This is a genomic window from Blastococcus sp. SYSU DS0619 (assembly GCF_054051035.1).
The window spans coordinates 42,155-66,710 of sequence record NZ_JBJHAM010000007.1 but is presented as its reverse complement, the minus strand read 5'-3'; the positions used below and the strand labels follow the sequence as shown (position 1 = coordinate 66,710).

The 24,556-nt window shown below is 75.1% G+C and carries 22 protein-coding genes; 9 read left to right on the top strand and 13 right to left on the bottom strand.

Annotated features, from left to right (window positions below; translation table 11 throughout):
• Window positions 1-100 precede the first annotated feature (100 nt).
• Window positions 101-1,309, top strand: a complete 1,209-nt coding sequence (gene serA / locus ACI79T_RS11000; protein ID WP_456610100.1) for a phosphoglycerate dehydrogenase — start codon at window positions 101-103, stop codon at window positions 1,307-1,309.
• Between the two features lie 34 nt (window positions 1,310-1,343).
• On the opposite strand, the gene ACI79T_RS10995 is transcribed toward serA, so the two are convergent.
• From ACI79T_RS10995 to ACI79T_RS10980, 4 genes are read right to left on the bottom strand one after another with little or no spacing between them, the layout of a single operon-like run.
• A complete protein-coding gene (locus tag ACI79T_RS10995) occupies window positions 1,344-1,853 on the bottom strand; it encodes a phosphohydrolase (RefSeq protein WP_456610099.1) in 510 nt (169 codons plus the stop codon).
• Window positions 1,854-1,863: 10 nt separating this feature from the next.
• Complete coding sequence (locus tag ACI79T_RS10990; protein WP_456610098.1) at window positions 1,864-2,379, bottom strand: hypothetical protein; 516 nt, start codon at window positions 2,377-2,379, stop codon at window positions 1,864-1,866.
• 16 nt (window positions 2,380-2,395) lie between these two features.
• Entirely contained in the window at window positions 2,396-3,286 is an 891-nt protein-coding gene (locus tag ACI79T_RS10985) for a polysaccharide deacetylase family protein (protein WP_456610097.1), read from the bottom strand.
• On the bottom strand, window positions 3,283-4,311 hold the full coding sequence (locus ACI79T_RS10980; protein WP_456610096.1) for an asparaginase: 1,029 nt from the start codon (window positions 4,309-4,311) through the stop codon (window positions 3,283-3,285). Before ACI79T_RS10980 ends, ACI79T_RS10985 begins: the two co-directional genes overlap by 4 nt.
• A 146-nt stretch (window positions 4,312-4,457) precedes the next feature.
• Here ACI79T_RS10980 and ACI79T_RS10975 point away from each other — a divergent pair, with 146 nt between their 5' ends.
• Together ACI79T_RS10975 and ACI79T_RS10970 are read left to right on the top strand one after the other, a co-directional pair.
• Window positions 4,458-5,072 (top strand): peroxidase-related enzyme, encoded by a 615-nt coding sequence (locus ACI79T_RS10975; RefSeq protein ID WP_456610095.1) that lies wholly within the window; start codon window positions 4,458-4,460, stop codon window positions 5,070-5,072.
• Between the two features lie 20 nt (window positions 5,073-5,092).
• Complete coding sequence (locus tag ACI79T_RS10970) at window positions 5,093-5,920, top strand: SMP-30/gluconolactonase/LRE family protein (protein WP_456610094.1); 828 nt, start codon at window positions 5,093-5,095, stop codon at window positions 5,918-5,920.
• A 22-nt stretch (window positions 5,921-5,942) separates the two neighbouring features.
• On the opposite strand, the gene ACI79T_RS10965 is transcribed toward ACI79T_RS10970, so the two are convergent.
• Both ACI79T_RS10965 and ACI79T_RS10960 read right to left on the bottom strand, forming a co-directional pair.
• The gene (locus tag ACI79T_RS10965; RefSeq protein ID WP_456610093.1) at window positions 5,943-6,872 is read right to left on the bottom strand and encodes a zinc-binding dehydrogenase; all 930 of its coding nucleotides are present in this window, start codon (window positions 6,870-6,872) and stop codon (window positions 5,943-5,945) included.
• A gap of 82 nt (window positions 6,873-6,954) precedes the next feature.
• The gene (locus ACI79T_RS10960) at window positions 6,955-7,125 is read right to left on the bottom strand and encodes a hypothetical protein (RefSeq protein WP_456610092.1); all 171 of its coding nucleotides are present in this window, start codon (window positions 7,123-7,125) and stop codon (window positions 6,955-6,957) included.
• Between the two features lie 105 nt (window positions 7,126-7,230).
• Here ACI79T_RS10960 and ACI79T_RS10955 point away from each other — a divergent pair, with 105 nt between their 5' ends.
• From ACI79T_RS10955 to ACI79T_RS10945, 3 genes are read left to right on the top strand one after another with little or no spacing between them, the layout of a single operon-like run.
• Window positions 7,231-8,106, top strand: a complete 876-nt coding sequence (locus ACI79T_RS10955; RefSeq protein ID WP_456610091.1) for a patatin-like phospholipase family protein — start codon at window positions 7,231-7,233, stop codon at window positions 8,104-8,106.
• Between the two features lies 1 nt (window position 8,107).
• Window positions 8,108-9,169 carry a lysophospholipid acyltransferase family protein gene (locus ACI79T_RS10950; protein ID WP_456610090.1) on the top strand — a complete coding sequence of 354 codons (1,062 nt, stop codon included), beginning with the start codon at window positions 8,108-8,110 and terminating at the stop codon, window positions 9,167-9,169.
• Window positions 9,170-9,227: 58 nt separating this feature from the next.
• Window positions 9,228-9,488: a hypothetical protein gene (locus tag ACI79T_RS10945; protein ID WP_456610089.1), complete on the top strand. Its 261-nt coding sequence runs from the start codon at window positions 9,228-9,230 to the stop codon at window positions 9,486-9,488.
• 13 nt (window positions 9,489-9,501) lie between these two features.
• Here ACI79T_RS10945 and ACI79T_RS10940 read toward each other — a convergent pair whose 3' ends face one another.
• A complete protein-coding gene (locus ACI79T_RS10940) occupies window positions 9,502-10,491 on the bottom strand; it encodes an MsnO8 family LLM class oxidoreductase (protein WP_456610088.1) in 990 nt (329 codons plus the stop codon).
• Window positions 10,492-10,848: 357 nt separating this feature from the next.
• Between ACI79T_RS10940 and ACI79T_RS10935 the strand changes: the two genes are divergently transcribed.
• From ACI79T_RS10935 to ACI79T_RS10925, 3 genes are all read left to right on the top strand, one after another.
• Complete coding sequence (locus ACI79T_RS10935) at window positions 10,849-12,975, top strand: DEAD/DEAH box helicase (protein ID WP_456610087.1); 2,127 nt, start codon at window positions 10,849-10,851, stop codon at window positions 12,973-12,975.
• A 130-nt stretch (window positions 12,976-13,105) separates the two neighbouring features.
• Complete coding sequence (locus tag ACI79T_RS10930; protein WP_456610086.1) at window positions 13,106-13,843, top strand: HpcH/HpaI aldolase family protein; 738 nt, start codon at window positions 13,106-13,108, stop codon at window positions 13,841-13,843.
• Window positions 13,844-13,950: 107 nt separating this feature from the next.
• Window positions 13,951-14,259 carry a hypothetical protein gene (locus tag ACI79T_RS10925; protein ID WP_456610085.1) on the top strand — a complete coding sequence of 103 codons (309 nt, stop codon included), beginning with the start codon at window positions 13,951-13,953 and terminating at the stop codon, window positions 14,257-14,259.
• Between the two features lie 25 nt (window positions 14,260-14,284).
• Here ACI79T_RS10925 and ACI79T_RS10920 read toward each other — a convergent pair whose 3' ends face one another.
• The 6 genes from ACI79T_RS10920 to ACI79T_RS10895 all read right to left on the bottom strand — a co-directional run bounded on the left by ACI79T_RS10920 (window position 14,285) and on the right by ACI79T_RS10895 (window position 24,407).
• A complete protein-coding gene (locus ACI79T_RS10920) occupies window positions 14,285-15,583 on the bottom strand; it encodes a D-arabinono-1,4-lactone oxidase (protein ID WP_456610084.1) in 1,299 nt (432 codons plus the stop codon).
• A gap of 794 nt (window positions 15,584-16,377) precedes the next feature.
• Window positions 16,378-17,955 (bottom strand): fibronectin type III domain-containing protein, encoded by a 1,578-nt coding sequence (locus ACI79T_RS10915; RefSeq protein WP_456610083.1) that lies wholly within the window; start codon window positions 17,953-17,955, stop codon window positions 16,378-16,380.
• Window positions 17,956-18,149: 194 nt separating this feature from the next.
• The gene (locus tag ACI79T_RS10910) at window positions 18,150-18,812 is read right to left on the bottom strand and encodes a hypothetical protein (protein WP_456610082.1); all 663 of its coding nucleotides are present in this window, start codon (window positions 18,810-18,812) and stop codon (window positions 18,150-18,152) included.
• Window positions 18,809-20,785 (bottom strand): multicopper oxidase domain-containing protein, encoded by a 1,977-nt coding sequence (locus ACI79T_RS10905; protein WP_456610081.1) that lies wholly within the window; start codon window positions 20,783-20,785, stop codon window positions 18,809-18,811. Before ACI79T_RS10905 ends, ACI79T_RS10910 begins: the two co-directional genes overlap by 4 nt.
• A gap of 447 nt (window positions 20,786-21,232) precedes the next feature.
• Window positions 21,233-22,834, bottom strand: coding sequence for a hypothetical protein (locus ACI79T_RS10900; protein WP_456610080.1), 1,602 nt, complete (start codon window positions 22,832-22,834; stop codon window positions 21,233-21,235).
• Window positions 22,835-22,883: 49 nt separating this feature from the next.
• Window positions 22,884-24,407 carry a sugar transferase gene (locus ACI79T_RS10895; protein WP_456610079.1) on the bottom strand — a complete coding sequence of 508 codons (1,524 nt, stop codon included), beginning with the start codon at window positions 24,405-24,407 and terminating at the stop codon, window positions 22,884-22,886.
• Window positions 24,408-24,556: the final 149 nt, after the last annotated feature.

Here is a 24,556-nt window from a genome sequence, read left to right as displayed (position 1 = left end):
CCGGTCGGCGCGCAGGGCGAGCAGGCATGCTGGTGACCGTCCCGCACGGCCGGCGGGGCAGGCGCCGTGGACGTCGGTGCGGAGGAGCAGGGGAGAACGCGTGAACGACCTGAAGGCACTGCTGGTCGAGGGGATCCACCCGGTTGCGGCCGAGGTGCTCGACATCTCCGGCATCGAGGTCGAGCGGGAGGCCCGGGCCCTCGGCGGCGCGGAGCTGGCCGCCCGCCTGGCCGGCGTGCAGGTGCTCGGCCTGCGCTCGGGCACGCACGTCACCGCCGAGGTGCTCGAGCAGGCCCCCGACCTCCGGGTGATCGGTGCCTTCTGCATCGGCACCAACCAGATCGACCTCAAGGCCGCCACCGAGCGCGGGATCGCGGTCTTCAACGCGCCGTTCTCCAACACCCGCAGCGTGGTCGAGCTCGCGGTCGCGGAGATCATCGCGCTGACCCGCCGGCTCACCGTCCAGGACGACGCCATGCACGCCGGGCAGTGGCGCAAGTCCGCCAAGGGCAGCCACGAGCTGCGCGGCCGGCGGCTGGGCATCGTCGGGTACGGGAAGATCGGCAGCCAGCTCTCGGTGCTGGCCGAGGCGCTCGGCATGCACGTGCGCTTCTTCGACACCGCCGACCGGCTGGCGCTGGGCAACGCCCGCCGCTGCGCCACCCTCGAGGAGCTGCTCGCCGACTCCGACGTCGTCTCGCTGCACGTCGACGGCCGCCCGGGCAACAGCGGCATGTTCGGGGACACCCAGTTCGGGCTGATGCCGCGGGGCACGATCTTCCTCAACCTCTCCCGCGGCTTCCTGGTCGACCACGGGGCGCTGCGGGAGCGCATCGTCAGCGGTCACCTGGCCGGCGCGGCCGTCGACGTCTTCCCGAAGGAGCCGGCCGGCCCCGGGGACCCGTTCGAGTCCGAGCTGCGCGGGCTGCCCAACGTCATCCTCACCCCGCACATCGGCGGCTCCACCGAGGAGGCGCAGCAGGACATCGGTGACTTCGTCGCCGGCAAGCTGGTCGGCTACCTGCGGGCCGGGGTCACCGGGCTGTCGGTGAACCTCCCCGAGGTGCAGCTGCCCCGGCTGGACGGCGCCACCCGCCTGCTGCTGCTGCACCGCAACCAGCCCGGCGCCCTCGCCCACCTGGCCGGGGTGCTCGCCGAGGGCGGGCTGAACGTCGAGCAGCAGCTGCTCACCACGACCGGCACGGTCGGGTACGCGGTCACCGACGTGCGGGGGACGCTCGGCTCGGACGTGACCGACCGGCTCCGCGGCCTGCCCGAGACCATCCGGCTGGACGTCATCCCCGGCTGATCCCCGGGCCCGGAACCGGGCCGTCGCGTCGGCGTCAGACGAGGACGCGGCACCCGTGCTGCCGGTCGGCGGCCTCGGCGGCGAGCAGGATCCGGCGCGCCGGGCGGTAGCGGCCCTCGCGCAGGGTGCGGGCCTTGTCCGGATCGGTCGCGGCCAGCGCGGCGCCGGCGGCGAGGTCACGGCTGTTGCCGACCAGCATGACCAGCCGGCCGAGGGGATGGCCGGCGGCCCGTCGGACCAGCCCGGACATGTAGGGCTCGCCGGGGCGCCGGGTGACCGCGTCCACCGCCTCGACGACGACTTCCGGGACGCCCAGGGCGCGCAGCCGGTCGAGGTCGTAGCGGCGGGCGGGATCGGGGTGGTCGCGGGTGGACCCGACGATGTCGGAGAGCAGGCCGGCCATCTCGGCCTCCGGACCGTACGGGCGCAGCGCCGCGCCGAGCGGCCGCAGGTGGGAGAGGTAGTGGTCGTCCCCGTGCTCGTCGACCTGCCCGTCGTGCGCGTCGAGCGCGAGCAGGTGCGCGTCGGGAACGGTGAAACCCACGTCTGCGAGGCTAGGCGCCGTTCCGGCCGGACGCGTCCGATGCGACGGACGACGGCGCGGGCGGGCAGGCCGCCGGGCCGGCCCCCGACGCGAAGGCGAGCAGGCCGGCGAGCGCCCGGCCGGGATCGGGCGCGCGGACGCCGATCCGGTCGCTCGGCCCGTCGGGCAGGGCGGTGCCGGTCACCTCGCCGCTGCGGACGGCCGCGGAGAGCCAGACCACAGCGGCCTGGAGGTCCCACCCGGGCGGGAGCGCGGCCCAGGCCCACCCGGCGCCGGCGGCGGCGCGTCCGGGCGCCGCGCGCGGCAGCCCGACGGCGTCCCACAGCTGGTCGAGGTCCGCGGCCACCCGGGCCCGCCCGGTCGCGGCCGTGACCAGGTAGCCGCCGCGCCAGGTCGAGACCCGCACCTGCCGGCCGGTCAGCAGGCGGCCGGCCGCCGCCGCGCGCGCGGCCCGCTGCGCCGGGCCGGCCCCGGCGAGCAGGTCCTCCGCGGACGCGACCGCGGCGGTGCCGCAGGCGCCGCACATCAGGCGCGCCCCGGCCTCACGAACCCCCGCCCGTCCGGGGACGGCGCCGGAGGAAGTCCTGCGCGATCTGGTCGAAGGTGGCCCAGGTGACGCCGTCGTGGGTGTTGATGTGCTCGATGAGCCGTTCCAGCGCCAGGAGCACCTGCGGCCGCCCGGACACGTCGGGGTGGATCGTCATCGTGTAGACGGCGTAGTCCTGCTCGCGGTACACCCAGTTGAACTGGTCCCGCCACGACTGCTCGATGTCCCGGGGGCTGACGAACCCGTGGCTGTTCGGGCTGGACTTGATGAACATCATCGGCGGCAGGTCGTCCAGGTACCAGTTCGCCGGGATCTCGACGAGGTCGGTCTCCTCGCCGCGCACCAGGGGCTTCATCCAGCTCTCCGCCGGCTGCGAGTAGTCGATCTTCGTCCAGCTGTCGCCCACCCGCACGTAGTAGGGCTCGAAGTCCCGGTGCATCAGCGAGTGGTCGTAGGTGATGCCGCGGTCGAGCAGCAGCTCGTTGGTGACCCGGCTGAACTCCCACCACGGCGCCACGTACCCGGTGGGACGGCGCCCGGCGCGCTCCTCGATGAGGCCGATGCAGCGGTCGAGCACCGCCTGCTCCTGCTCCCGGCTCATCGCGATCGGGTTCTCGTGGCTGTAGCCGTGCACCCCGATCTCGTGGCCGGCGGCGACGCAGGCGTCGAACTGCTCCGGGAAGGTCTCGATGGAGTGCCCAGGCCAGAAGAAGGTCTGGGTGAGCCCGTGGCGCCGGAACAGCTCGAGGATGCGGGGCACGCCGACCTCGCCGGCGAACAGCCCGCGCGAGATGTCGTCGGGCGAGTCCTCCCCGCCGTAGGACCCCAGCCAGCCGGCGACCGCGTCGATGTCGACGCCGAACGCCACGAAGATCTCCTTGGTCATCGGTGCTCGTTCCTCTCCTGCCGGCCGCGCGCGGCCTGGGACGTGGGCGGATCGGTGCCGGGCGGGAGCCGGTCGGCCAGCAGCCGCTGCGGCTTCCGGGGGTCGAGGCCGAGTGCTGCGGCCAGCAGCAGCCGGCCCTGCCACGGGCTCAGGTCGCCGCCGAACAGGGCACCGGCGCGGGCCAGCCCGGCGCCGCCGCCGGCGTAGAGCGGGGCGACCGGCCCGGAGGGCACCCGGGAGCAGACGAGCACCGGGATGCCGCGGGCGAGGAGCCGGCCGGCCTCCGCCGCGACGTCGGGCGGGACGTTCCCCGCACCGAAGGCCTCGAGCACGACGCCCTGCGCGCCGGCGGCGACGGCGGCGCGCAGCAGCGCGGCGTCGGCTCCCAGGTAGCACGGGACGACGTCGACGCGCGGCAGCTCCCGGTCGAGGTCGAGCGGCAATGGCGCCGGCCGCACCGGGCGCCCCAGCAGGACCGGGGGGCCGTCCGCCACCTGCAGCACCGGGCCCCTTCCGGGCGCGCCGAAGGCGGCGCTGCGCAGCGTCTCGACCTTCCGCACCCCGCGGGCCGGGAAGACCAGCCCGTCGAAGCAGAGCAGCACGCCCAGGTCCCGGGCCACCGGCGCGGCGGCCACCCGCAGGGCCGCGGCCAGGTTGGCCGGCCCGTCGGGAGCGGGGGAGTCGAACGGGCGCTGGGCGCCGGTGAACACCACCGGGCGCGGGTCGTCGTGGACCAGGTCGGCGAGGTACGCCGACTCCTCCATCGTGTCGGTGCCGTGGGTGACGACGACGCCGTCGACCTCGTCGGTCAGGCACCGGCGCACCTCCGCGACCAGCCGCCGGAGGTCGGCGCCCGACAGCGCGTAGCTGCCGACGGTGGTCAGGTCGCTCGCGGTGACCTCGACGCCGTCCGGGCACCCGGACGCGGCGAGCAGCTCGGCGGCGGGAGTGGTGGCCGCGAGGCCGTCCGGGCCCTGCCGGCTCGCGATGGTGCCGCCCGTCGCCACGAGATGGACCCGTCGCACGTGACCTCCCCGGTCCGCCGGCGCGCCGGGCGTGGCCGGCGCGGGGTGCCGCTCCTGGCGTCCAGATCACCACGGGGACGGGGCGTGCGCACGTCGACGGCGCGCGGGACGGTGCGCAACGGGGGCGCCGCTGCCAGAGTGGGGCGGTGACCCAGATCCCGATCAGCCGCTTCCCCCTCCGGCCGGCGGCCGAGCTGCCGGCCGACCTCGCCGAGCGCTACGCGGAGGTCCAGGAGAAGTCGGGCTTCCTGCCCAACGTCTTCGCCGCCCTGGCCTGGCGTCCGGACGAGGCACGGGCGTTCTTCGCGATGCACGACGCGCTGATGGACAAGGACACGCCCGGGCTGTCCAAGGCCGACCGGGAGCTGATCGTGGTCGCCACCAGCGCCGGCAACAGCTGCCTGTACTGCGTCGTCGCGCACGGTGCGGTCGCCCGCATCCGCACCAAGGACCCGCACATCGCCGACCACGTCGCCGTCGACTGGCGGAAGGCGCCGCTGTCACCGCGGATGCACGCGGTCCTCGCGGTGGCCACCCGGCTGGCCGCCGACCCGGCTGCCCTGACCGCGGACGACCTGGCCGAGCTCGCCGGGCACGGCCTCACCGAGGACGACGTCTGGGACGTCGGCATGATCACCTCGTTCTTCGCCCTGTCCAACCGGCTGGCGCACTTCGCCGGGATCGCACCGAACCCCGAGTTCTTCCTGATGGGGCGGCTGCCCCGTCCCGCCGAGCCGGCGCCGGACGCCGCCGTCGGGTGAGCCCGGCTACGGTGCGTCGGGTGACGACGACCACCGTCCTCGCCGACGACCTCGGCTTCCCCGAGGCGCCCCGCTGGCACGAGGGCCGGCTCTGGTTCTCCGACTTCCACGACCGCGTGGTGCGCCGGCTCGCTCCGGACGGCGGGCTGTCGGTGGCCTTGGAGCTGGACGACAGCCCGTCCGGGCTCGGCTGGCTGCCCGGCGGCGACCTGCTGGTGGTCTCCATGGTCCGGCGGGCCCTGCTGCGGGTGGGGGAGGACGTGCCCCGGCTGCACGCCGACCTCACCGGCTCGACCCGCTCCCGGGCCAACGACCTGCTGGTCGACGCCGCCGGCCGGGCCTACGTCAGCAGCTTCGGCTTCGACCTCGAGGGCGGTGCGGCCCCGGAGCCGACTGCGCTGCTGCGGGTGGACCCCGACGGCTCGGTGCACGTGGCCGCCGAGGACGTCGTCTTCCCCAACGGGATGGTGCTGAGCCCCGACGGTCGCACGCTCGTGGTCGCCGAGACCTACGCGGCCCGGCTGACCGCTTTCGACGTCGCCGCGGACGGGTCGCTGTCCGGGCGGCGGGTGTTCGCCGACCTCCCCGGTGTCGCCCCCGACGGGATCTGCCTCGACGCCGAGGGGCAGGTGTGGGTCGCGACCGCCCGCACGCCCGAGGTGCTGCGCGTCCGGGACGGCGGCGAGGTGACCGGCCGGGTGGCCGTGGGCAGCGGATCGCTGTCCTACGCCTGCGCGCTCGGTGGCGACGACGGCCGGACCCTGTTCGTCTGCACCGCGCCGAGCTGGCGCCCGGGCCCGCGCGCGGGGCGGATCGAGGTCGCGACCGTGGTCGTCGGCGCCGCCTGAGCCCGGGCGGCACCGGCGGCCGTCACCCCAGGTCGAGCGCGATCTTGTACTGGCCGGGGCGGGGCTGGACGGCCTGGGCGAACGCGGCCTGGACGTCGTCGACGGGGTGCACGTCGGTCACGTAGGCATCCCGGAGCGCGGGGTGCTCGGCGAGGTAGCTCCCGGCGTCCCGGAGCACCCGGCGCCGCTCCAGCGTGACCCCGGCGCGCAGGACCAGGCTCTTCCGCAGGAACGTCAGCATGTCCAGCGGGTAGACCGGGTCGTCGGGAATGCCGAAGTAGAGCACCTGCCCACCCGGGGCGGCGCACTGCAGGCAGTCCTCGAGCGTGGTCACCTGGTGGCCCACCGCCTCGACGACGGCGGAGGGGCGGTCGGCCTCGGCCAGGGTCGCCGCCCACATGGTGGCGCTCGCGGTGACGGTCTCGTCCACGCCGAAGGTCGCCGCGGCGGCGCTGCGGTCGACCCGGTCCACCCCGATGACGTGCCCGGCGCCGCGCGCCTTGAGCACGTGGCTGAACAGCAGCCCGATGGGCCCCTGGCCGATGACCGCGACCGTCCGGCCGCGCACGTCGCCGAGCTGCTCGACCGCGTACAGCACGCAGGCCAGCGGCTGCAGCATCACCGCGGTGGTCGGCGCCATGGCGGTGTCGTAGCCGGCCAGGCCCTCGCCGTCGGTCACCACCAGCTCCGCCAGCCCGTCGAAGGACGACGCCCAGCCGACGACGAGGTCGCCCGCCGAGTGCGCCGGGTGCCGGCTGGCGACGACCTCGCCGACGACCTCGTGCAGCGGGAACCCGGGAGCCGGGGACGTCGGGGTCCCCCGGCTGGCGGCGTGCACGAACGGCGCGCCCTTGAAGAAGGGCAGGTCGCTGCCGCAGATGCCGCCGGCCCGCGGGGCGAGGATGACCTGCCCGTCGGGGAGCCGGTCGGTGCGCGGGGCGTCGATCTCCACCCGTTCGAAGCTGAAGGGTCCGCTCAGCCGCTGGGCCCACATGTGCGTCGTCTCCCGTCTCGCTCGTCCGCCCGGCGCGGCGTCAGGCCGGCTCGGGCACGCCGCCGGGATCGCCGCCGGGATCGTCCGGCGTCGTCTCGATGGGCGGGGGCGGCAGGGTCTCGGGGGTGTCGGGGAGCAGCTCGCCGGGATCGTCGGGGACGGGCTGCTCCGGATCGAGTTCCGGGGTGGGCTCCGGCAGTGGTTCGACCATCCGTCGAGTCAACCAGCGCACGCCCGCCGGCGCAGCGCCTCGGGCACCGTCGCCCAGGTCGCTGCCCGGTCCGCCGGTGCCGGCACGGGTTGGCACGATGTGCCCATGACGTCGACAGGAGAGCCGCGCCGACGCGGGGGCACGGCGTTCGTCCTCGGTGGTGGGGGCGTGCTGGGTGCGGCCGAGGTCGGCATGCTCGGGGCCCTGTTCGAGCGCGGGATCCGGCCCGACCTGGTCGTGGGCACGTCCGTGGGCGCCATCAACGGGGCGCTGGTCGCCGCCGATCCGACGCCCGGAGGAGTGGCGCGGTTGCGGGAGGTGTGGGCCGACCTCACCTCCCGCGGTGTCTTCGCCGGATCGATGCTGTCCCGCGTCGGCACCCTGGTGCGCACCCGGACGCACGTGCACGCGCGGGAGCCCCTGCGGGACCTGCTCGCCGAGCACCTGCCGGTGCACACCTTCGGTGAGCTGGAGGTGCCGTTCCAGTGCGTGGCGGCCAGCATCGAGCGGGCCGCCGAGCACTGGTTCACCGACGGTGCGCTGGTCGAGGCGGTGCTCGCGTCCTGCGCGGTGCCCGGGCTGCTGCCGCCGGTGGAGCTCGACGGCGAGCACTACCTCGACGGGGGCCTAGTGCACAGCATCCCGGTCGGCCGGGCCGTGGCGCTGGGAGCCGACACGATCTACGTGCTGCACGTCGGGCGGATCGACCGCCCGCTGCGTCCGCCGACCCGGCCGTGGGAGGTCGCGCTGGTCGCCTTCGAGATCGCCCGGCGGCACCGGTTCGCCGCCGACCTGGCCGCGCTGCCCGAGGGGGTGACCGTGCACGTGCTGCCCTCCGGCGAGCAGGCCGAGCCGTCCGCCGGCGACCTGCGGAGCCTGCGCTACCGCGACTTCTCGGGCGTGACCGACCGGATCGACCGGGCGCACGCCGCCGCGGGCGCGCACCTGGACCGGCCCGGCGCGGCCGAGAGCGGGGCGTGAGGTGCTGCCGCCCCGGCGCGTGCGCCGGCTCACCGGACCGCTCCTGATCGGTGCGCTGGTGGGCGCGGTCGCCCTGCTGCCGGTGCTGGTGCTCGTGGCGGCCGTCGTCTCCGCCTGGCTGCCGGGGCGCTGGCAGGCGCTCCGGCTGCTGTGCTTCACGCTGGTCTACCTGGTGCTGCAGGTCACGGGGCTCGCCGCGGCCGGGGTGCTGTGGGTGTTCGCCGGCTTCGGCCGCCGGGCGCACACCGCGGCGTACCGGGCGGCCCACTACACCGTGCTGCGGCTGCTGCTGGACGTGCTGATGCGGGCGGCGCGGCGGCTGTTCGCGCTGCGGCTGGTCACCGACGGCGCGTCCTGGTCGCCCCTGGACGACGGGCAGCCGGGCTCGACGAACGCCATGGTGGTGCTGTCCCGGCACGCGGGGCCCGGGGACTCGTTCCTGCTGGTCCACACGCTCATGGACCGCGACCACCTGCGCCGGCCGCGGATCGTGCTGAAGGACGTGCTGCAGCTGGACCCGCTGCTCGACGTCTACCTCAACCGGCTGCCCAACCACTTCGTGACGGCGGGGGCGGGCTCGACCGAGGCGATCGCGGACCTCGCCCGCGACCTGGGGGAGGAGGACGCGCTGCTCATCTTCCCGGAGGGGGCGAACGCCACCCCGCGCCGCCGGGTGCGGGCGATCCAGCGGCTCCGCGACCGGGGGCTGCTGCAGGCGGTGCGCCGGGCGGAGGCCATGCAGCACGTCCTGCCGCCGCGCCCGGCCGGGGTGGGGGCGGCGCTGCGCGCGGCTCCGCACGCCGACGTGGTCTTCGTGGCGCACACCGGGCTGGAGCACCTCAGCACGGTGCGGGACCTGTGGCGGCACCTCCCGACGGACAAGACCCTGCACCTGCGCTGGTGGTTCGTCCCCGCCGCCGAGGTGCCGCGCGGGGAGACCGAGCGCACCGAGTGGCTGTACTCCTGGTGGCAGACCATCGACGAGTGGATCGCGGTCACGCAGCGGCAGGAGGACGACCGCGCGACAGCGGACCGGGGCGCTCGACGCCGGCGCCGGCCCTGACGGCGGGCCGCGCGGCGCGGGCTTGCAGCCCGGGCGGCGACGGCGCAGTCTCGGGGGCATGACCCACGGCGGCACCACCTTCGGCACGGTGGTCCGGTGGGACGACGACCGCCGCGGTGCGCTCATCGAGGCCCCGGAGCTGCCGGGCGGCTGCTGGGCCGATGCGGCGGTGGTCGAGCCGGGCACCTCGGCATCGGGTGAGCTCCGGGCCGGCCAGACCGTCGAGCTCGACTGGGCCGAGCCGGGAGCCGAGGGGCTGCCCTTCCGGGCGCTGCGGGTGGCGCCGCGCGGTGACCTGCAGCAGACCGTCGGCGGCTGACCCCCGGATCGGGCTAGCCCCGGCCGAACAGCGCGGCCAGCGCCGCGTCCGAGGCGGCCAGCGCGGTCCGGTCGAAGGTGCTGCTGCTGGCGACCAGCTCCGCGGCCCCGGTGCGCTCGAGCAGCTCGGCGAGGCGCGCCGCCACCTGCGCCGGGGTGCCGGCGATCGCGGCCGCCGCGGTCCGGTCGAGGTACTCCTGCTGGCGGGGTGTGCGCTGGGCGGTCCGCACGGCGGCGACCGGTTCCAGCGCCGGGAACGAGCCCGTGGTGCGGGCCCGGGCCATCGCCCACGCCTCCGGCAGCAGCAGCGCGGCTGCCTCCGCGGCGGTGTCGGCGACGAGCACGTCCAGGCTGATCGCCACCCGCGGTTCCGGGTGCTGCGGCGACGGCCGGAACGCGCGCCGGTAGCCGGCCAGAGCGGTCAGCCCGGGCTCCGGATCGCCGCCCACGCCCAGCAGCGGCCCTCCGACGATCACCGGCAGCCCGAGCGCGGCGGCCACCTCCAGCCCGCGCCCGGTGGCGAGCACGTGCATCGGCACCGGGCCGGCCGGCTGCGGGTGCACGGTGATCTCCGCCGTCCCGGTGAGGAACGCCCGCAGCTCGGCGAGGTCGGCGGCGAAGTCGCGGTCGGTCTCGCGCAGCGCGCGGCGCACCGGCGCGGTGAAGCCGGGGGAGCGGCCCAGCCCGAGGTCGATCCGGCCGGGCGCGACGGCGGACAGGGTGGCGAACTGCTCGGCCACCACGAGCGGCTGGTGGTGCGGCAGCATCACGCCGGCCGAGCCCAGCCGGATGGTCGCCGTCCGGCCGGCGAGGACGGCCAGCAGCACCGCCGGGGCGGCGCCGGCGATCCCGGGCACGCCGTGGTGCTCGGCCACCCAGAACCCGTCGAACCCGAGCCGCTCGGCGTCGGCGGCGCGGCCGGCGGTGCCGTCCAGCGCGGCGGTGTCGGGTTCCCCGATCCGGGTGCGGGACCGGTCCAGCAGGGAGAGCCGCACGTCGATCACGACCGCTGCAGCGCAGGCCCGCCCGGACCTGTTCCGGCCGCGGCCCGGAAAGCCCATCCGGGCGCCGTCCGTCGCGTCGCGCCCTCAGGGGCTAGCATCGTGGCGTACCGACCCCGGGGCGCGCCCTCGCCCGCGCGGCGACGTCGTCCCTGATCAGCCGCCCCGGTCGTCGACCGGTGGCCGGGCCGCCCCTCGGGTGGGCCGCCGTGCGGTGCCGGGTCGTCGCCGGTCCGGAGGACCGCGCCGCGTCTCGAGCGGCCGCGAGCGCGCTTCCGGGGACACCGGCCGCCCGACCGCGGGTCCGGGGGGCGGTACCGCGCTGCGGCAACAACGCCGGGCGCTGCGAAGGAGGAGTACGTGGCTCGACGAGGCCAGTCCCGGACGGGCACTCGCCGCACCGCTCCGCGGAGCCAGCGACGCGTCCGGGACGGTGACGTCATCGGCGTGCTCGCCCGCACCGTCCGCGAGGTGGAGGCCGCCGCCCAGCGCAGCCGCGTGACGCCGTCGGTGCGGACGAAGTTCCAGGCCGTGGCGCTGATGCTGCGCGAGGAGCGCGCCCGCGTGCGGGACGACGCGACCGTCAGCGAGTCGCACCGGGCCGAGCAGCTCAAGCGGCTGGACGGCGTGGCCACCATCCTCGCCACGACCGCCGTGCGCGACGCCGGGCTGCTGGCGCTGCTCTCGGAGGACGCCGTCACCTCGGACGCGGCCCGGGCGCTGCGTCGGGAGCTGTTGAAGGACGCCGGCATAGAGCCGGCCCCCGAGGAGGCGCCGGCGCCGGAGCCCGTGGCCGACACCCCCGCCGTCCCCGAGCGCCGGGTCGTGCCGCAGTCGGTGGTCTCCCGGCAGCTGGCCAACCCCTTCCTCGCGCCCGACTTCTCCGCCGCTCCGCAGCGCCCCGTCCGCCCGCGCCGGCTGGCCGGCTGGGAGCTGCTCGGCCCGCTGCTCAGCTCCTTCGAGCGCGCCGGGAGCGGTGACGCCGCGTGCATGCCGCTGCCCACGCCGGCCTGGCTGCCGGTCCCGAAGGACCTGGAGCTGATGCCGCACCAGGCGCAGCTCGTCGCGGCTGCCGCCGCCGGGCACCGGACGTTCCTGCTCGCCGACGAGCCGGGCCTGGGCAAGACCGCGCAGGCGCTGCTCGCCGCCGAGGCCGCGGACGCCTATCCGCTCCTGGTGGTGGTACCGAGCGTCGTCAAGACCAACTGGGCGCGCGAGGCGGGGCTCTGGACGCCGCAGCGCGCGGCCACGGTCGTGCAGGGTGACGGCGAGACCATCGACGGCTTCGCCGACATCGTCATCGTCAACTACGAGGTGCTCGACCGGCACGCGGGCTGGATCGGCGACTTCGGGTTCCGCGGGATGGTCGTCGACGAGGCGCACTTCATCAAGAACAAGTCCTCGCAGCGCTCGCGGAACGTGCTCGAGCTCGCCGAGCGTCTCCGGTCCCGCACCGTGCGCCCGCTGCTCATGGCCCTCACCGGCACGCCGCTGATCAACGACATCGACGACTTCCGCGCCATCTGGCAGTTCCTCGGCTGGATCGACGAGTCGGGCCCGCGCGGCGAGCTGCTGGACGCCCTCGAGGACACCGGGCTGACCCCGGCAGATCCCGGCTTCTACCCGGCCGCCCGCCGGTGCGTCGTCGACATGGGCATCGTCCGGCGCCGCAAGGTCGACGTGGCCGCCGACATCCCCGCGCGCCGCATCGCCGACCTCCCGGTGGAGCTGGACGGGGCCGTCGGCCGGTCGATCCGCGCGGCGGAGCAGGAGCTCGCCCGCCGCATGGTGACGCGGTACGAGACCGCGCTGGCCAACCGCTCGTCCGACGACGTCGGCGAGGGCATCGACGCCGACCTCGTGCGCCAGGTGGCCCGGTGGGAGCTGAAGGAGGCCACCACCGCCACGGCCGGCGAGAACGTGTTCGGCATGATGCGGCGCATCGGCCGGGCGAAGGCCGGCCTCGCCGCGGACTACGCGGCGCAGCTGGCCCGCAGCGCCGGGAAGGTGGTCTTCTTCGCCAAGCACGTCGACGTCATGGACGCCGCGGAGGAGACGTTTACCCGCCAGGGGGTGCGGTACGCCTCGATCCGGGGCGACCAGACGCCGTCCTCGCGGCAGAAGAACATCGACGCCTTCGTCAACGACCCGGACGTCGCCGTCGCGGTCTGCTCGCTCGTCGCGGCCGGGGTGGGCCTCAACCTGCAGGTCGCCTCCAACCTGGTGCTCGCCGAGCTGTCCTGGACCGACGCCGAGCAGACCCAGGCCATCGACCGCAGCCACCGGATCGGTCAGACCGAGCCGGTGACCGCCTGGCGGATCATCGCCGCGCAGACCATCGACGCCCGGATCGCCGAGCTCATCGACAGCAAGGCGGGGCTCGCCGCCCGGGCGCTCGACGGATCGGACGAGGAGGTCTCGTCGTCGGCGGACGTGCAGCTGGAGGCGCTCGTCGCCCTGCTCACCGACGCGCTGGCGGCGCGGTAGGTCAGCGGCGCAACGGTTGCCCCCGCCGGCCGTGCCGCGCGGCGGTGCCGCGGTGGCGCCGGGCGCACCGTCCGCGCAGGATCGCCCTGGCCGCGGCGGGTCGGGCGGTGTCGGCGGAGAGGGAATCGGGATGGCGATCGGCGAGGTGGAGCTGCGGCAGCGGTGGGCGCGGGGGGAGCCGTGCCACGGCCTGTGGAACATGCTCCCCGGTGCGGTGACCGGCGAAGTGCTGGCGCGGACCGGCGCCGACTTCGTCGTGGTCGACCTGCAGCACGGGGCCACGGCGGAGGGCGGGCTGCCGGGGACGGCGGCGGCCATCACGGCGGCGGGGTCGGTGCCGCTGGTGCGCACCCGCAGCGCGCTGTTCCCCGACGTCGGCCGGCCGTTGGACCTGGGCGCCCGCGGCGTGATCGTGCCCAACGTCCGGGACGCCGATCACGCCCGCGAGGTCGTCGCCGCCTGCCGGTACGCGCCCGCTGGTGGGCGGTCCATCGGCCGGCTCTCCGGCGGTGCGGACGAGCCGCTGATGATCGTGATGGTGGAGGCGGCGTCCATGCTCGCCGATCTCGACGCCGTGCTCGCCCTCGAGGGCCTGGACGGGGTCTACGTCGGCCCCGGCGATCTGGCGCTGTCCCTGGAGCTGACCGGCGACGGCCACCGGGCCGAACTGCGCGGCGTCCTGTCGTCGATCATCGCCCGGGCCCGTGCCGCCGGCGTCCCCGTGGGCGTCCACGCCCGCAGCGGCGAGGAGGCGGCGGGCTACGCCGCCGAGGGCGCCACCATCGTGACGGTCGCCGTGGACGCCGTCTCCCTGGCCGAGGCCACGGGGGGCCACCTCCGGGCCGCGCGGGACCGGTCACCCGGATGACGCCGCCCGGTCGCCCGCGGTGGCGGGCGCCCGGGCAAGGAGTCGATCCGGTCACGATCCGGGCGGCTGCCGTGTGGCTCGCCGGAGAACGGGCACGGACCTCTCCTGTGATGTACCGCGCCGCAGCAGCTCTGCCGTTCGACGACCGGGACCGGGTGACCGCCGGTCTGCGGGGCCAGCTCCGCGTGATGGCCGCTGCCGCGGGCGCGGACCCGGACTGGTCGACGTTGCGGGTGGAGGGGCCGGCCCGGGGCGCGGAGTACCGCGGCACCGGCCTGTCGGAGTGGGCCGCGACCGTCGTCGTCTCCGGCGAACGCTGCCTGCTCGACGACCGGTTGCTCGACGCGCTCCTCCCGACGGTCCCGCGGCGGCAGGCGGCCACCTCCGAGGAGACCTCGCCCCTGGCCGTGGGCTGACCTCGGCGGCGGCCCGCCGGCGCGGTCAGCCGAAGGCGGCGACGGTCCGGTCGAGGTAGTCGTTGCGGAAGGCCCCGCGCGGGTCGGCGCGGCGGACGAGCTCCCGGAAGTCCGGCATCCGGGGATAGAGCCCGGCGAGCTCGTCGGCGTCGGTGGTGAACAGCTTCCCCCAGTGCGGACGGGCACCGAACGGACGCAGCGCCTGCTCGATCACGGGTAGCAGGGCGCGCACCTGCGCCTCCTCCGGGAGCCAGGTGAAGTGCAGCGCCAGGACGTCGTCGCCCTGCGCGGGGCTGAGCCACAGGTCGTCCGCGGCCACGGTGCGGAGCTCGCTGACCTGGAGCAGCGGGGCGATCCTCGGAGCGAGGGCGCGCAGCGCGTCGCAGGCGTGCCGTGCGTGCCGTCGGGGGACGAAGTACTCGGTCTGCAGCTCGTCGCCGTTGCTGGGGGTGAACCCGGTGCGGAAGTGCGGCAGCCGCTCGTGCCACTCGCCGGGCAGCCCCAGCTGGTCGGTGAGGTTCTCGACCGGCGTGCCCGGCAGCATGTGGGTCGGGACCGTGGCGGACCGGGCGCCGAAGAACTCCTCGGGCGCGACGTCGTGCTCGTCGGTGCGCGCCTTCACCCACACCTGGGTCACCTCGTGCCAGTCGGTGAACACGCTCACGCTGTAGGCGGCGTCCGCGACCGCGTCGAAGTCGGCGAACAGCCGGTCCCAGGTGAGCCCGACGTAGACGTTGGTGCGGACCTGGAACGCCGGCTGGAACCGGAGCCCGATCCGCGTCACGACGCCGAGCGCGCCGAGGTGGACGACGGCGCCGGCGAACTCCGGGTCCCCGGGCGCCAGGGTGACGAGCTCGCCGTCGGAGCGGACCATCTCCAGGCCGGCCACGGCGGTGCTCAGTGAGCCGTTGCGGTTGCCCGAACCGTGCGTGCCGGTGGCCGTGGCCCCCGCGACGGTGATGTGCGGCAGCGAGGCGAGGTTGTGCAGGGCGGAGCCGTGCTCGGCCAGGCGCGGCACCAGCTCGCTGTACCGCGCGCCCCCCGGGACCCAGGCGATCCCGCCCACGCCGTCCGGGGACCGCTCGAGCTCGACGTCCCCGGGCAGCCCCTCGAGGGTCACCAGGTCGGCGGTGGTGTCGGCGATGTCGTTGAAGCAGTGCCGGGAACCGAGCGCCTTGACCCGCCGGCTCCCGGCCACGATCTCCTGGAGTTCGGCGACGCTGGTCGGCCGGTGCAGCCGCGCCGCCCGGTAGGCGACGTTCCCCGCCCAGTTCGTCGCCGGCCCGGCCGCACTCGCCGGGGCGGGCGACACCCTCTCCTGCATGGTCTGCTCGCGATCTGCTGGGGGACGGACGTCCGTGCCGTCCGGCGTGCTCGGTGAGGGCCGACTCTGCACCATCGGGCCGGCGGTCCCGGCGGGCGGCCCCGTTCCGCCGCCCGGCCCCCGGCCACGCCATCCGTACATGTCTCCGGGTGAGGGGGGTATGGCCGGGGCCGTCGGATCAGCTCACCGAGGAGGAACCGTCATGGGACTCGTGTCCGGATTGATCAAGGCGAACCTGCTGAAGCGGCTGTTCAGCCGGCTGAGCGGCCGCCGCACGCGCTGACGAGCCACGGCCGGTCCGGTGCCGCACCGCGGGCACCGGGCCGCCGTCGTCCCGGCCCGTCCTAGGTCTCGACGTCCATGTGGCGCACCCGGCCGCCGTCGAAGGCGTAGACGTGGCGGACGTCGGAGCGATCCAGCACGATCCCGCTCGGATCCCGGACCACCTGCCGGACGCCGACCTCGACGGTGCCGTCGGCGCGCTCGGAGATGCTGGTGGCCCGGACGTTCGGGCGGATGCCGGCCCACTGGCGCTCCCAGTAGCGGCGGACGGCGTCGTGCCCACCACCCGGCCGCCCTCCCAGCCGTTGGGCCAGTCGACGTCGGGCCCATCGCCGCCAGCACCGTGTCGATGTCGCGCGCGTTGAACGCCGCGTAGAGCGAGCGGAGCAGGGCCTCGCGGTCCGCGGTCATGGGTGCTTGCCCTCCTGGAGGCGTGTCGGGGCATGTGTCCGAGGGCCCGGCACTGGCGGTGCCGGGCCCTCGGGGTCAGCGGGTGTCCCGCGCGGTACCGGTCACGGCGCCGCCGGGGTCACGTACACCGGTGCGGACGGCGCGCCCGCCCCGGCGCCGTTCACCGCGCGCACCCGGACCGTGTGCCGCTCACCGTTGAGTAGGCCCGTGACCACGGCCTGCGTCGCATCCGGCGCGGCGGTCGCCCGGAAGACGGTGCCGGCCGGATCGACCGCGGTCACCAGGTAGCGGACCAGCGGCGTGGTCCCGAGGTGGGCGGGTGCGGTCCAGGTGACCGTCACCTGCCCGTCCCCGGGAGTGGCCTCGACGCCGGTCGGCGCGCCGGGCAGGGCGGCCGGGTCGGGGGTGGTGCCGCCACCTCCTCCACCCGAGCCCGGCGGGGTGGCCGCGCCACCCAGGACGGTGACCGGGAGGGTGGCCGTGGTCCCGGCGCCGTCCTTGACGGTCACCGTCGCCGGCGGCGCCGCGCTCGGGACCGTCACCGGGGCGGCGGAGGTGAGCATCACCGCGGCACCGGCGCTCCGCAGGCCGACGACCTCCAGCGGGTACGTCGCCGGGGCGACGGCGGTGGCCGCCACGGTGAGGCTCGTGCCGTCGTAGCTGGCCTGGCTCACCGTCACCCCGTTGATCCGGTAGGTCTTGCTGCTGACCGGGTTGTCGCCGAGGTTGCGCACGGTGACCTCGGTCGGCAGGGCAGCGCCGGGCTGCAGCGCGATGCGGGCGTAGTGCCGCTCGCTGCCCGGGTCGTGCACCATCGGGGTGGCGGCGAAGCGGCCGTCCTGGCCGGTGACCTCCAGCTGCGTGCCCCTGCTGGTCGCGAACACGTCGAGGAAGCCTCCGTTGACCGCGGCGCGGTCGACGGTGAGACCGGTGTTGGTCGCGACCTTGCCGGAGACGCTGAACAGGTCGGTGGTGCCCTCCTGCAGGGTGCCCTGCCAGGCGGTGAACCTGTTGTAGTTCATCGGGCTGCCGGTCACCTGGTGCAGCACCGCGGGATTCCCGAGGTAGCCGGCCGGCGGGTTGGGCAGCACGCCCGGCCGCCAGCGCAGGAACGGCCCGAAGTTCCCGGCCAGCGGGGTGTCGAAGTTGTTCAGCGCCGGGGTGACGTCCTGGACGAACCGGCCACGGCCGCGCGCGTCGGTGTCGACGGTGAGCGTGCCGAACGGGTGCTGGAACCGGTAGGTCGTGCCGGGGGCGGCGTCGTCGACGTCCACCCGGATGCGGGCGAACACCGTCTGGTCGCCGGGCTCGACCTCCTCGTTCATCCAGGCGCCCTCCAGGCCGAGGGTGAGCGTGGCCTCCCCGCCGCCGCGCAGGGGGAGCTCCGCCGACACGAGCTGGTAGAAGACCTCGGACGGGAAGTTGGTCGGGAACGACAGGGGCGCCGACGGGTTCGGCACGTGGTCGGCCGGGATGTCGCACAGCGGGTTCTGGTGGTCGACGCACGGCTCCAGCCGCCGTCCGGCGCTGTCCTCGTACCAGGCCGGGAAGCCGTGCGCCGGGTTCACCGGCCCCGCCTTCACCAGGTGCCCGGGGTTGGGCACGGTGATCTCGTCGGCCGCCAGGGACGACGGCGCCAGGCCCACCGGCAGCAGGAGCGCCGCGACGGCGAGCAGCACGGGCCGGCGGTAGCGGCGATGCGGTGGTCGGCTGCCGCTCCGCGGGGGTGCGGTCCGGCGTCGGACGGGAGGGGTCATCAGGTGCTCCGTGGGGCTCGTGCGGTCCACCGGCACCACGGCGGTGCCGGCGTGGCGGCGTGGACGCCGGGGGACGGGGACGTCGGGAGGGAAGACGTCGGGACGGGGAGGGGCAGCTACGCCAGGACGCCGGTGAACCACAGCGCCCAGGCGAGGACGCCGAGGGCGAGCAGTGCGTCGACCGTGCGCCGCCGCCAGGCGGCCGGCTGGAGCGCGGCCAGCGCGGCGACCAGGAGCAGTTCGGCGGCGACGGTGACCGGGCCGAGCAGGCCGGGTGCGTGCCGGGCGGGGGCGATCTCGCCGGCCATGGCGACCGGGCCCGGGGACCGGATCGCCACGCCGTCCGAGAGGTCCACCCCGGTCACGGGGTCGATGCCCGGCAGGTGCGTCGCCTCGCCGTGCCCGCCGCCGTGCGCGCCGTCGGCCACCGCGAAGGCGTCGAACAGGCTGGTGGTGTGGGCGACGAAGTACAGCCCGATCAGCGCTGCGGTGCCGCCCAGGGCGAGGGTGACCACGCGCAGTCCCGGCCGGAGGCCCGACCAGCTGCTGAGGAGCAGCCAGGCGGCCAGGCCCAGCTGCGCGAGCCCCACGAGCAGGAAGAACCCGACCGCCAGCTCCCCGGCCTCGAGGTGGTCCACCCCGACGACCAGGTGCAGCCCGCCGGCCACCCCGGCCCCGAGCGCGCCCGTCCCGAGCCAGCGGGCGACGGTCCGGTCGGCGTGCGGCGCGGTCGCCGCGGGGACGGTCATGTGCACCGCGGTGGCCGGCGGCGTGCTCACGGTGCGCCCGTCGGGGTCGGCGTGGTGGTGGTCGTGGCGGTGGTGGTCGGTGTGCTGGTGGTGGGTGCGGCCGTCGAGGTGGGCGCGGTGGTCGTCGGGGCCGAGGTGGTCTCCGAAGCCGGCGCGGTGGTGGTGGGCGACGGCTCCGCCGTGCTCTCCGGCTCCGTCGTGCTCGTCGGCTCGGTGACGGTGGGCTCCGGAGCCGCCGGCTCCTGCGGCACCAGCGGGGGCGCGGGCAGCGGCCTGGGCGGTTCGGTGTTGATCGAGTCGCAGTCGATGTCGTGATGACCCACCTGGTACTGGATCATCATGTCGTGGTCCTCGTGCGACAGGTTGTGGCAGTGGATCATGTAGCGGCCGTCCTCGTGCTCGAAGCGCATGAGCAGGCGGACCGTCTCCTCCTCGCCCACGTAGACGACGTCCTTGGGTCCGCGCTCCTCCGGCCGCGGCGGCTGGCTGACCCCGTTGATGCTGCGGCTGAGCACCCGGAAGTCGACGAGGTGGACGTGCAGCGGGTGGAACCAGCCGGTGGACGTGTTCTCGACGTCCCAGATCTCGATGGCGTCCCGCGGGACGGTGGCGAAGACCCGCTCGTAGTTGGACCGGACGACGTCGTCCCACGTCTGGTCGTTGATCTTCCACAGCCCGTTGCTCCGGTGCAGCTCCATCCGCCGGACCGCCGACCGGTCGGCGGCCTTGAGCGTCATCACCGGGTGGGCGGCGCCCAGGGCGTTGGGGGACAGGTTGCCGTCGAAGCTCGTGACGCCGCGCCCGACCTCGAACTGCATGATCTTGCCGGTGTGGTCGAAGTCCCGGGCGTTCTTGACGCCGTCGTTGAGCAGCTGGACCTTGGCGCCCTTGAGGTCCTTGAAGTCGAGGATGAACTCGAGGCGCTCGGCCATGCCGATCGTGAACTCGGTGACAGTCTGGGCGGTCTGCATGAAGCCGCCGTCGGTGGCGATCACCTTGAACGGCATGCCGTTGCTCATCCGGAGCTTGTAGCCGCGCGCCAGTGAGCCGTTGAGCATCCGGAACCGGTACTTGCGCGGTTCGACCTTCATGTTCGGCCAGGGCACGCCGTTGACCAGGATCACGTCGCCGTAGAGCCCGGACTCGTTGTCGTCGTCGAACATCAGCTGGCCGGCCGAGGTGAACATGACGTCGCTGAGGATCAGCGGGAACTCGTACTGCGGCTTCCCCTCCGCGGCCTTCTGCCGGTCCCAGCGCGGGATGCCGAGGCCGATCTCCAGCTCCTCGTCGACGACGTGGTACTGCGCGGCCAGGCCCATGTACACGTTCTGGGCGGTGTGGTGCACCCCGTGGTCGTGGTACCAGAGCGTCCGGGGCGTGCAGCAGTTCGGGTACTGGTAGTTCTTCCACTCACCCGGGTTCGTCAGGTCGCCGGCGTAGCCGTCGAACTGCGGCTTGGACGGCGAGCCGTGCAGGTGGGTCGACGTCCACGGGACGTAACCCAGGGTGGGGTGGCGCTTGGGCAGCTCGTTGAGCACCTGCATCACGGTCCGCCGGGGGATCTTCCGGCCCGGGTCGTCCGGGTGCGGCTGCAGGTAGGTGCGGATCGTCGGCCCCGGGACCGACTTGTTGTAGCCCCACATCCTCGTCCAGAGCCCGGGCACGATCTGGACCTGCACGTTGGTCTGGGTGATGCGGTAGTAGTCGGTGCCCAGGTACTCCGAGCCCCGGATCGGCTCCCCCGGGTAGTGGGCGTTCCCCGGCACCGGCACGTAGTCGTCGGGCACGTACCCGTAGACGTCGCTCCGCACGTCGTCCCGGACGGTCGGCGCCAGCACGGGAGGGGCCTTGAAGGCCGCCGCGTACGGCCTGGGCATCGAACTCTCGGACAGCTCGGACGCGGATGCCGCCGACACGACGCCCTGGAGGGGCAGCGCGAGCGCGGCGGTGCCCGCCGCTGACAGCTTCAGCACGTCACGTCGGTTCAGGCTGGGCGTTTCCATCGGTACGGCTCCTCGGCGAGTCACTCTGTGGCACCGGAAATGCTTCTGCTTCCGCCCCGTCCGCCACAGCCGCACCGAGGGGGTGGGCGGTCCCACCATTTGGGGGGTGCATTACCGCGACACGCTTTCGAATTCACTGCGTGCGAGCACGCCATTTCCGTGCGTCCCCGGTGCGCGCGTGACCTCGGCATGACCTGCGCCGTAGCGCCCTGCATCGGGTCCGGCGCGCAGGCGCCGGTGCGGTCATGGGAGCCGTTGTGCCGTTGCTGACTTTTGGTCAGTACGGTCGGACGACGGGTGACGCAACGGTGGTTGTCTGCGTTGACGAAAATGGCGCGAGAATGGCCCGGCGCAGCGGCGGTGACATCGCCGCCGCGGCGTGTCGGGATCCCACCGAAGAGCCCACCGGGAAGCCCGCCGCCGGGCCACGGCGGCGCGCCTGGGCGGTCAGGCGCCGCGGTTGCCGATCAGGGTGGTATCGGCGGCGCGGTCGGTGACGGGCTCGGCGTGGCCGACGCCGGTGAAGTCGTTGCCCTCGATGACGACCCCGCTGGACGTCGGTGACACCCGGACCGCCCGCGCGGTCGCGGCGCCCGGGGCCGCCTGGAAGGTCGAGCCGGCCACGCGGGCCCCGGAGACGCCCAGCAGGTCGACCGCCCAGAGGCTGTCCAGGCCGGTGAACCGGCAGTCCTCGACCGACAGCGCCGTCACCTCGGTGACCGGGCCGGCCACGAGGAGCCGCTTACCGGGAGCACCGACGAATGTGCAGCCGGCGAAGCGCGGCTGGTCGGTGCCGTCCACGACCACGGTCGTCGGCGCCGCCCCCGACGGCGCGGTGAACGTGCAGCCGTCGAACGTCAGCCGGCTGATGTTCGGACCACCCACGCGCAGCGGGCTGTTCACGGCGTTCAGGACGTCGGTGCGGGTGAACGTCACGTCCCGGATCGCACCCTGGGACGCCGGGTCGGTCTGCACCCGGATCTCCTGGGTGGACGCGTCCGCGGCACCGGACATGTCCACGGTGCAGTCGGTGAAGGTGACCCGCTCTATGGCGCCCCGGCTGTGGGTGTTCTTGACGACGATGCCGCGGTTGGCGCCCGCGCCGTGACAGTCGCGGAACGAGCAGTCGGCGACGGAGGCGTCCATGTCGGTCGTCCCCGGCTCGCCTCGGGTGAACTCGAGCAGTGCGACCATGAACCGGCTCACCGAGCTCGCGCCGGTGCACCCGACGAAGCTGCCGCGGAGGATGCTCCGGTTGTAGAGGGAGGGCTCGGCCTCCGGGTTGCCGATGGGCACGAACTGGTAGCAGTCGTCCCCGGATTCGACGTGGCAGTCGGTGCCGAGGAAGTCCGCGCCCCCGAAGACCCGAATCCCGCCCGTCCCGGTCTCCTGCGCGCTGTTCCTGATGGTGACCCGGTGGATGCGGCCGCGGTCACCGCTGTACATGATCGCCTGGCCGCCGGCGTAGGTGTCGATGGTGAAGTCGCTCAGCAGCACGTCGTGCCCGTACAGGCCGATCACCACCCCGGTGCAGGTGTGGTCCCGGGCGCCGATCGTCCCGGATCCGGTGATCCGCACCCCGCTCGAGGGCACGGCCAGGTCGGCGTTGCGGAGGAAGGCGTCCTGCAGGCCGACGGGCGCGGCCCAGTCCTTCAGGAGGACCGACCCGCGGGCGAGGTGCACCTGCGCGCCGGACGGCACGGTGAGGCCGGTTGTGCAGCGGTAGACGCCCCGGGGGACCACCCCGACCACCCCGCGCCGGGCCGTGGCGTCGATGAACCGTTGCACCGCCCGCGTGTCGTCGTCCCGGCCGTTGCCCTCGGCGCCGAAGTCGCGCAGGTCCAGGACGTCGTCGTCGTGGCTCCGCGGCAGCAGCGGTGTGGCGCCGGCCGCTGGGGGCCCCGAGGAGCCGGCCCCGGGAAGCAGCGGGGCCGCCAGCCCGGCGCCGCCGAGGAGCAGGAGCCCGCGCCGGCTCAGCGACGGGCCGGCCGGCCGCTGCGGGCGGTCCGGGGTGGGGGTGGCTCCGGTGTCGGTGCGGTGCTCGCGCATGGGCTTCTCGTCTCGGGACGGCGCACCGGCTGCGGCCGGGGACGCAGGGTCAGGGCTGGCAGCCGGCCACGGTGCGGACGGCGGTGTGGAGGGCCTGCCGCTGCACGGCGGCCACGGTGCGGATCAGGATGACGACGTCGCGCCAGAGCGACCACTGCTCGATGTACACGTTGTCGAACCGGGCGCGCTCCTCGATCGAGGTGTCCCCGCGGAGGCCGTGGATCTGGGCCCAGCCGGTCAGGCCGACGGTCAGCCGGTGGCGGTCGCGGTAGCCGTGCACCGAGTCGGCGAACTGGGCGGCGTAGGCGCACTCCTCCGGCCGCGGGCCGACGAGGGACATGTCGCCGCGCAGGATGTTCCACAGCTGGGGCAGCTCGTCGAGGCTGGTCCGCCGCAGCACGTTCCCGAGCCGGGTCTGCCGCTGCTCGACGTCGACCTGCCGCGCGTGCATCGTGCTCCGCGTCGAGCCGGGGGACCCGCTGCGGTCGGGCGGTGCCTGTGCCGTGGGCGTCCGGAGGGTGCGGAACTTCAGGATCTCGATCCTCGTGTCGTCGTGTCCGGTCCGGGGCTGCCGGAACAGGACCGGGCCGGGGCTGCTGATCCGCACCGCGGCGGCGAGCAGGGCCATGACCGGCGCGAGCAGGACGAGTGCGATCCCGGAGACGACGACGTCGATGCCGCGCTTCACCCGCCGGGCGCCCCGGCGCAGCGCGGCCCGGCGCACCCGGTGCAGCGGGATGCCCCACAGGTCCTCGACGTCCGGTCCGCTCGGGGACATGCCGACGTCGAAGAACCGCGGGACGACGTAGACCTCGATGTCGCGCAGCGCGGCGCTGCGCACCAGGTCGACGAGCTCGGCCTCGCGGGTGGGGCCGTAGGCGACGACGACCCTGCGCACCCCGTAGGTGTCGAGGACCAGGTCGAGGTCGGCCAGGTGGCCGAGGGGCTCCCGCTCGTCCAGCGGGCTGCCGTCGGTGAGGAAGCCGACGCCGCGCAGGCCGAGCTCGGGGTGCTCCTGCATCGTGGCCAGCAGGGCCATGCCCAGCGGGCCGCCCCCGACGACCAGGGTGGGGTCCTCGACGACCCGGGCCCGCCGGGCGCTGCGGACGACCGCGTAGCCGGCGCCGCGGCCGACCACCACGCACGGCACCGCCCACGCCGCGTGCAGGGCCAGGGTCGCGCCGGCCGAGGTGGCGAACGGGGCCACCAGGAGCAGCGCCACGCCCACGCGGGGGAGGAGGCGGGGCGCCTCGTCCAGGGCGGAGAGGGTGATCCGCGCGCGGGAGGCACCGGTGCCGGCCAGCACGACGAGGGCGACGGCGACGAACGCCGCACCGGCGGGTCGCGCACCCCCGAGCCAGGCCATCGGCAGCGCCAGCGCGACGGCGTCCAGGACGAGCAGCCCGGCGCGGACCAGGTGCGCGGAGTCCCGCACCTCCCGCTCGGGCAGGTGGAGACCGGTCGCCGCACCGAGGGCGTCGGGGTCCGGCACGGCACGGGCTCCGGCGGGCGACGTCGCCCGTGCCGCCGGACGTCGGCCGGCCCGGCGCTCCTGGTACGACACCTCGGTCATCCCGCCCCCGTCTCCGTCCCCGTCCTGTCCGCTCAGGGTTCCGGCGTCCGGGGGGTCGGGAACACCGCCACCCGTGGGTGCGGCCGACCCCCAGATCTGGGGGTCCGCGAGCCGGCCCGTGCCGGGTGCCCGCCGGTAGCATCCGGCCG

Excerpts from the sequence above, each read along its gene's own strand:
- ACI79T_RS10960 (WP_456610092.1), bottom strand. The coding sequence starts at position 7,125 with ATGGTCGAACCACTGCCGGAGCCCACCCCGGAACTCGATCCGGAGCAG.
- ACI79T_RS10985 (WP_456610097.1), bottom strand. The coding sequence starts at position 3,286 with ATGACCAAGGAGATCTTCGTGGCGTTCGGCGTCGACATCGACGCGGTC.
- ACI79T_RS10945 (WP_456610089.1), top strand. The coding sequence starts at position 9,228 with ATGACCCACGGCGGCACCACCTTCGGCACGGTGGTCCGGTGGGACGAC.
- ACI79T_RS10920 (WP_456610084.1), bottom strand. The coding sequence starts at position 15,583 with ATGCAGGAGAGGGTGTCGCCCGCCCCGGCGAGTGCGGCCGGGCCGGCG.
- ACI79T_RS10955 (WP_456610091.1), top strand. The coding sequence starts at position 7,231 with ATGACGTCGACAGGAGAGCCGCGCCGACGCGGGGGCACGGCGTTCGTC.
- ACI79T_RS10930 (WP_456610086.1), top strand. The coding sequence starts at position 13,106 with ATGGCGATCGGCGAGGTGGAGCTGCGGCAGCGGTGGGCGCGGGGGGAG.
- ACI79T_RS10905 (WP_456610081.1), bottom strand. The coding sequence starts at position 20,785 with ATGGAAACGCCCAGCCTGAACCGACGTGACGTGCTGAAGCTGTCAGCG.
- ACI79T_RS10990 (WP_456610098.1), bottom strand. The coding sequence starts at position 2,379 with ATGTGCGGCGCCTGCGGCACCGCCGCGGTCGCGTCCGCGGAGGACCTG.
- ACI79T_RS10895 (WP_456610079.1), bottom strand. The coding sequence starts at position 24,407 with ATGACCGAGGTGTCGTACCAGGAGCGCCGGGCCGGCCGACGTCCGGCG.
- ACI79T_RS10900 (WP_456610080.1), bottom strand. The coding sequence starts at position 22,834 with ATGCGCGAGCACCGCACCGACACCGGAGCCACCCCCACCCCGGACCGC.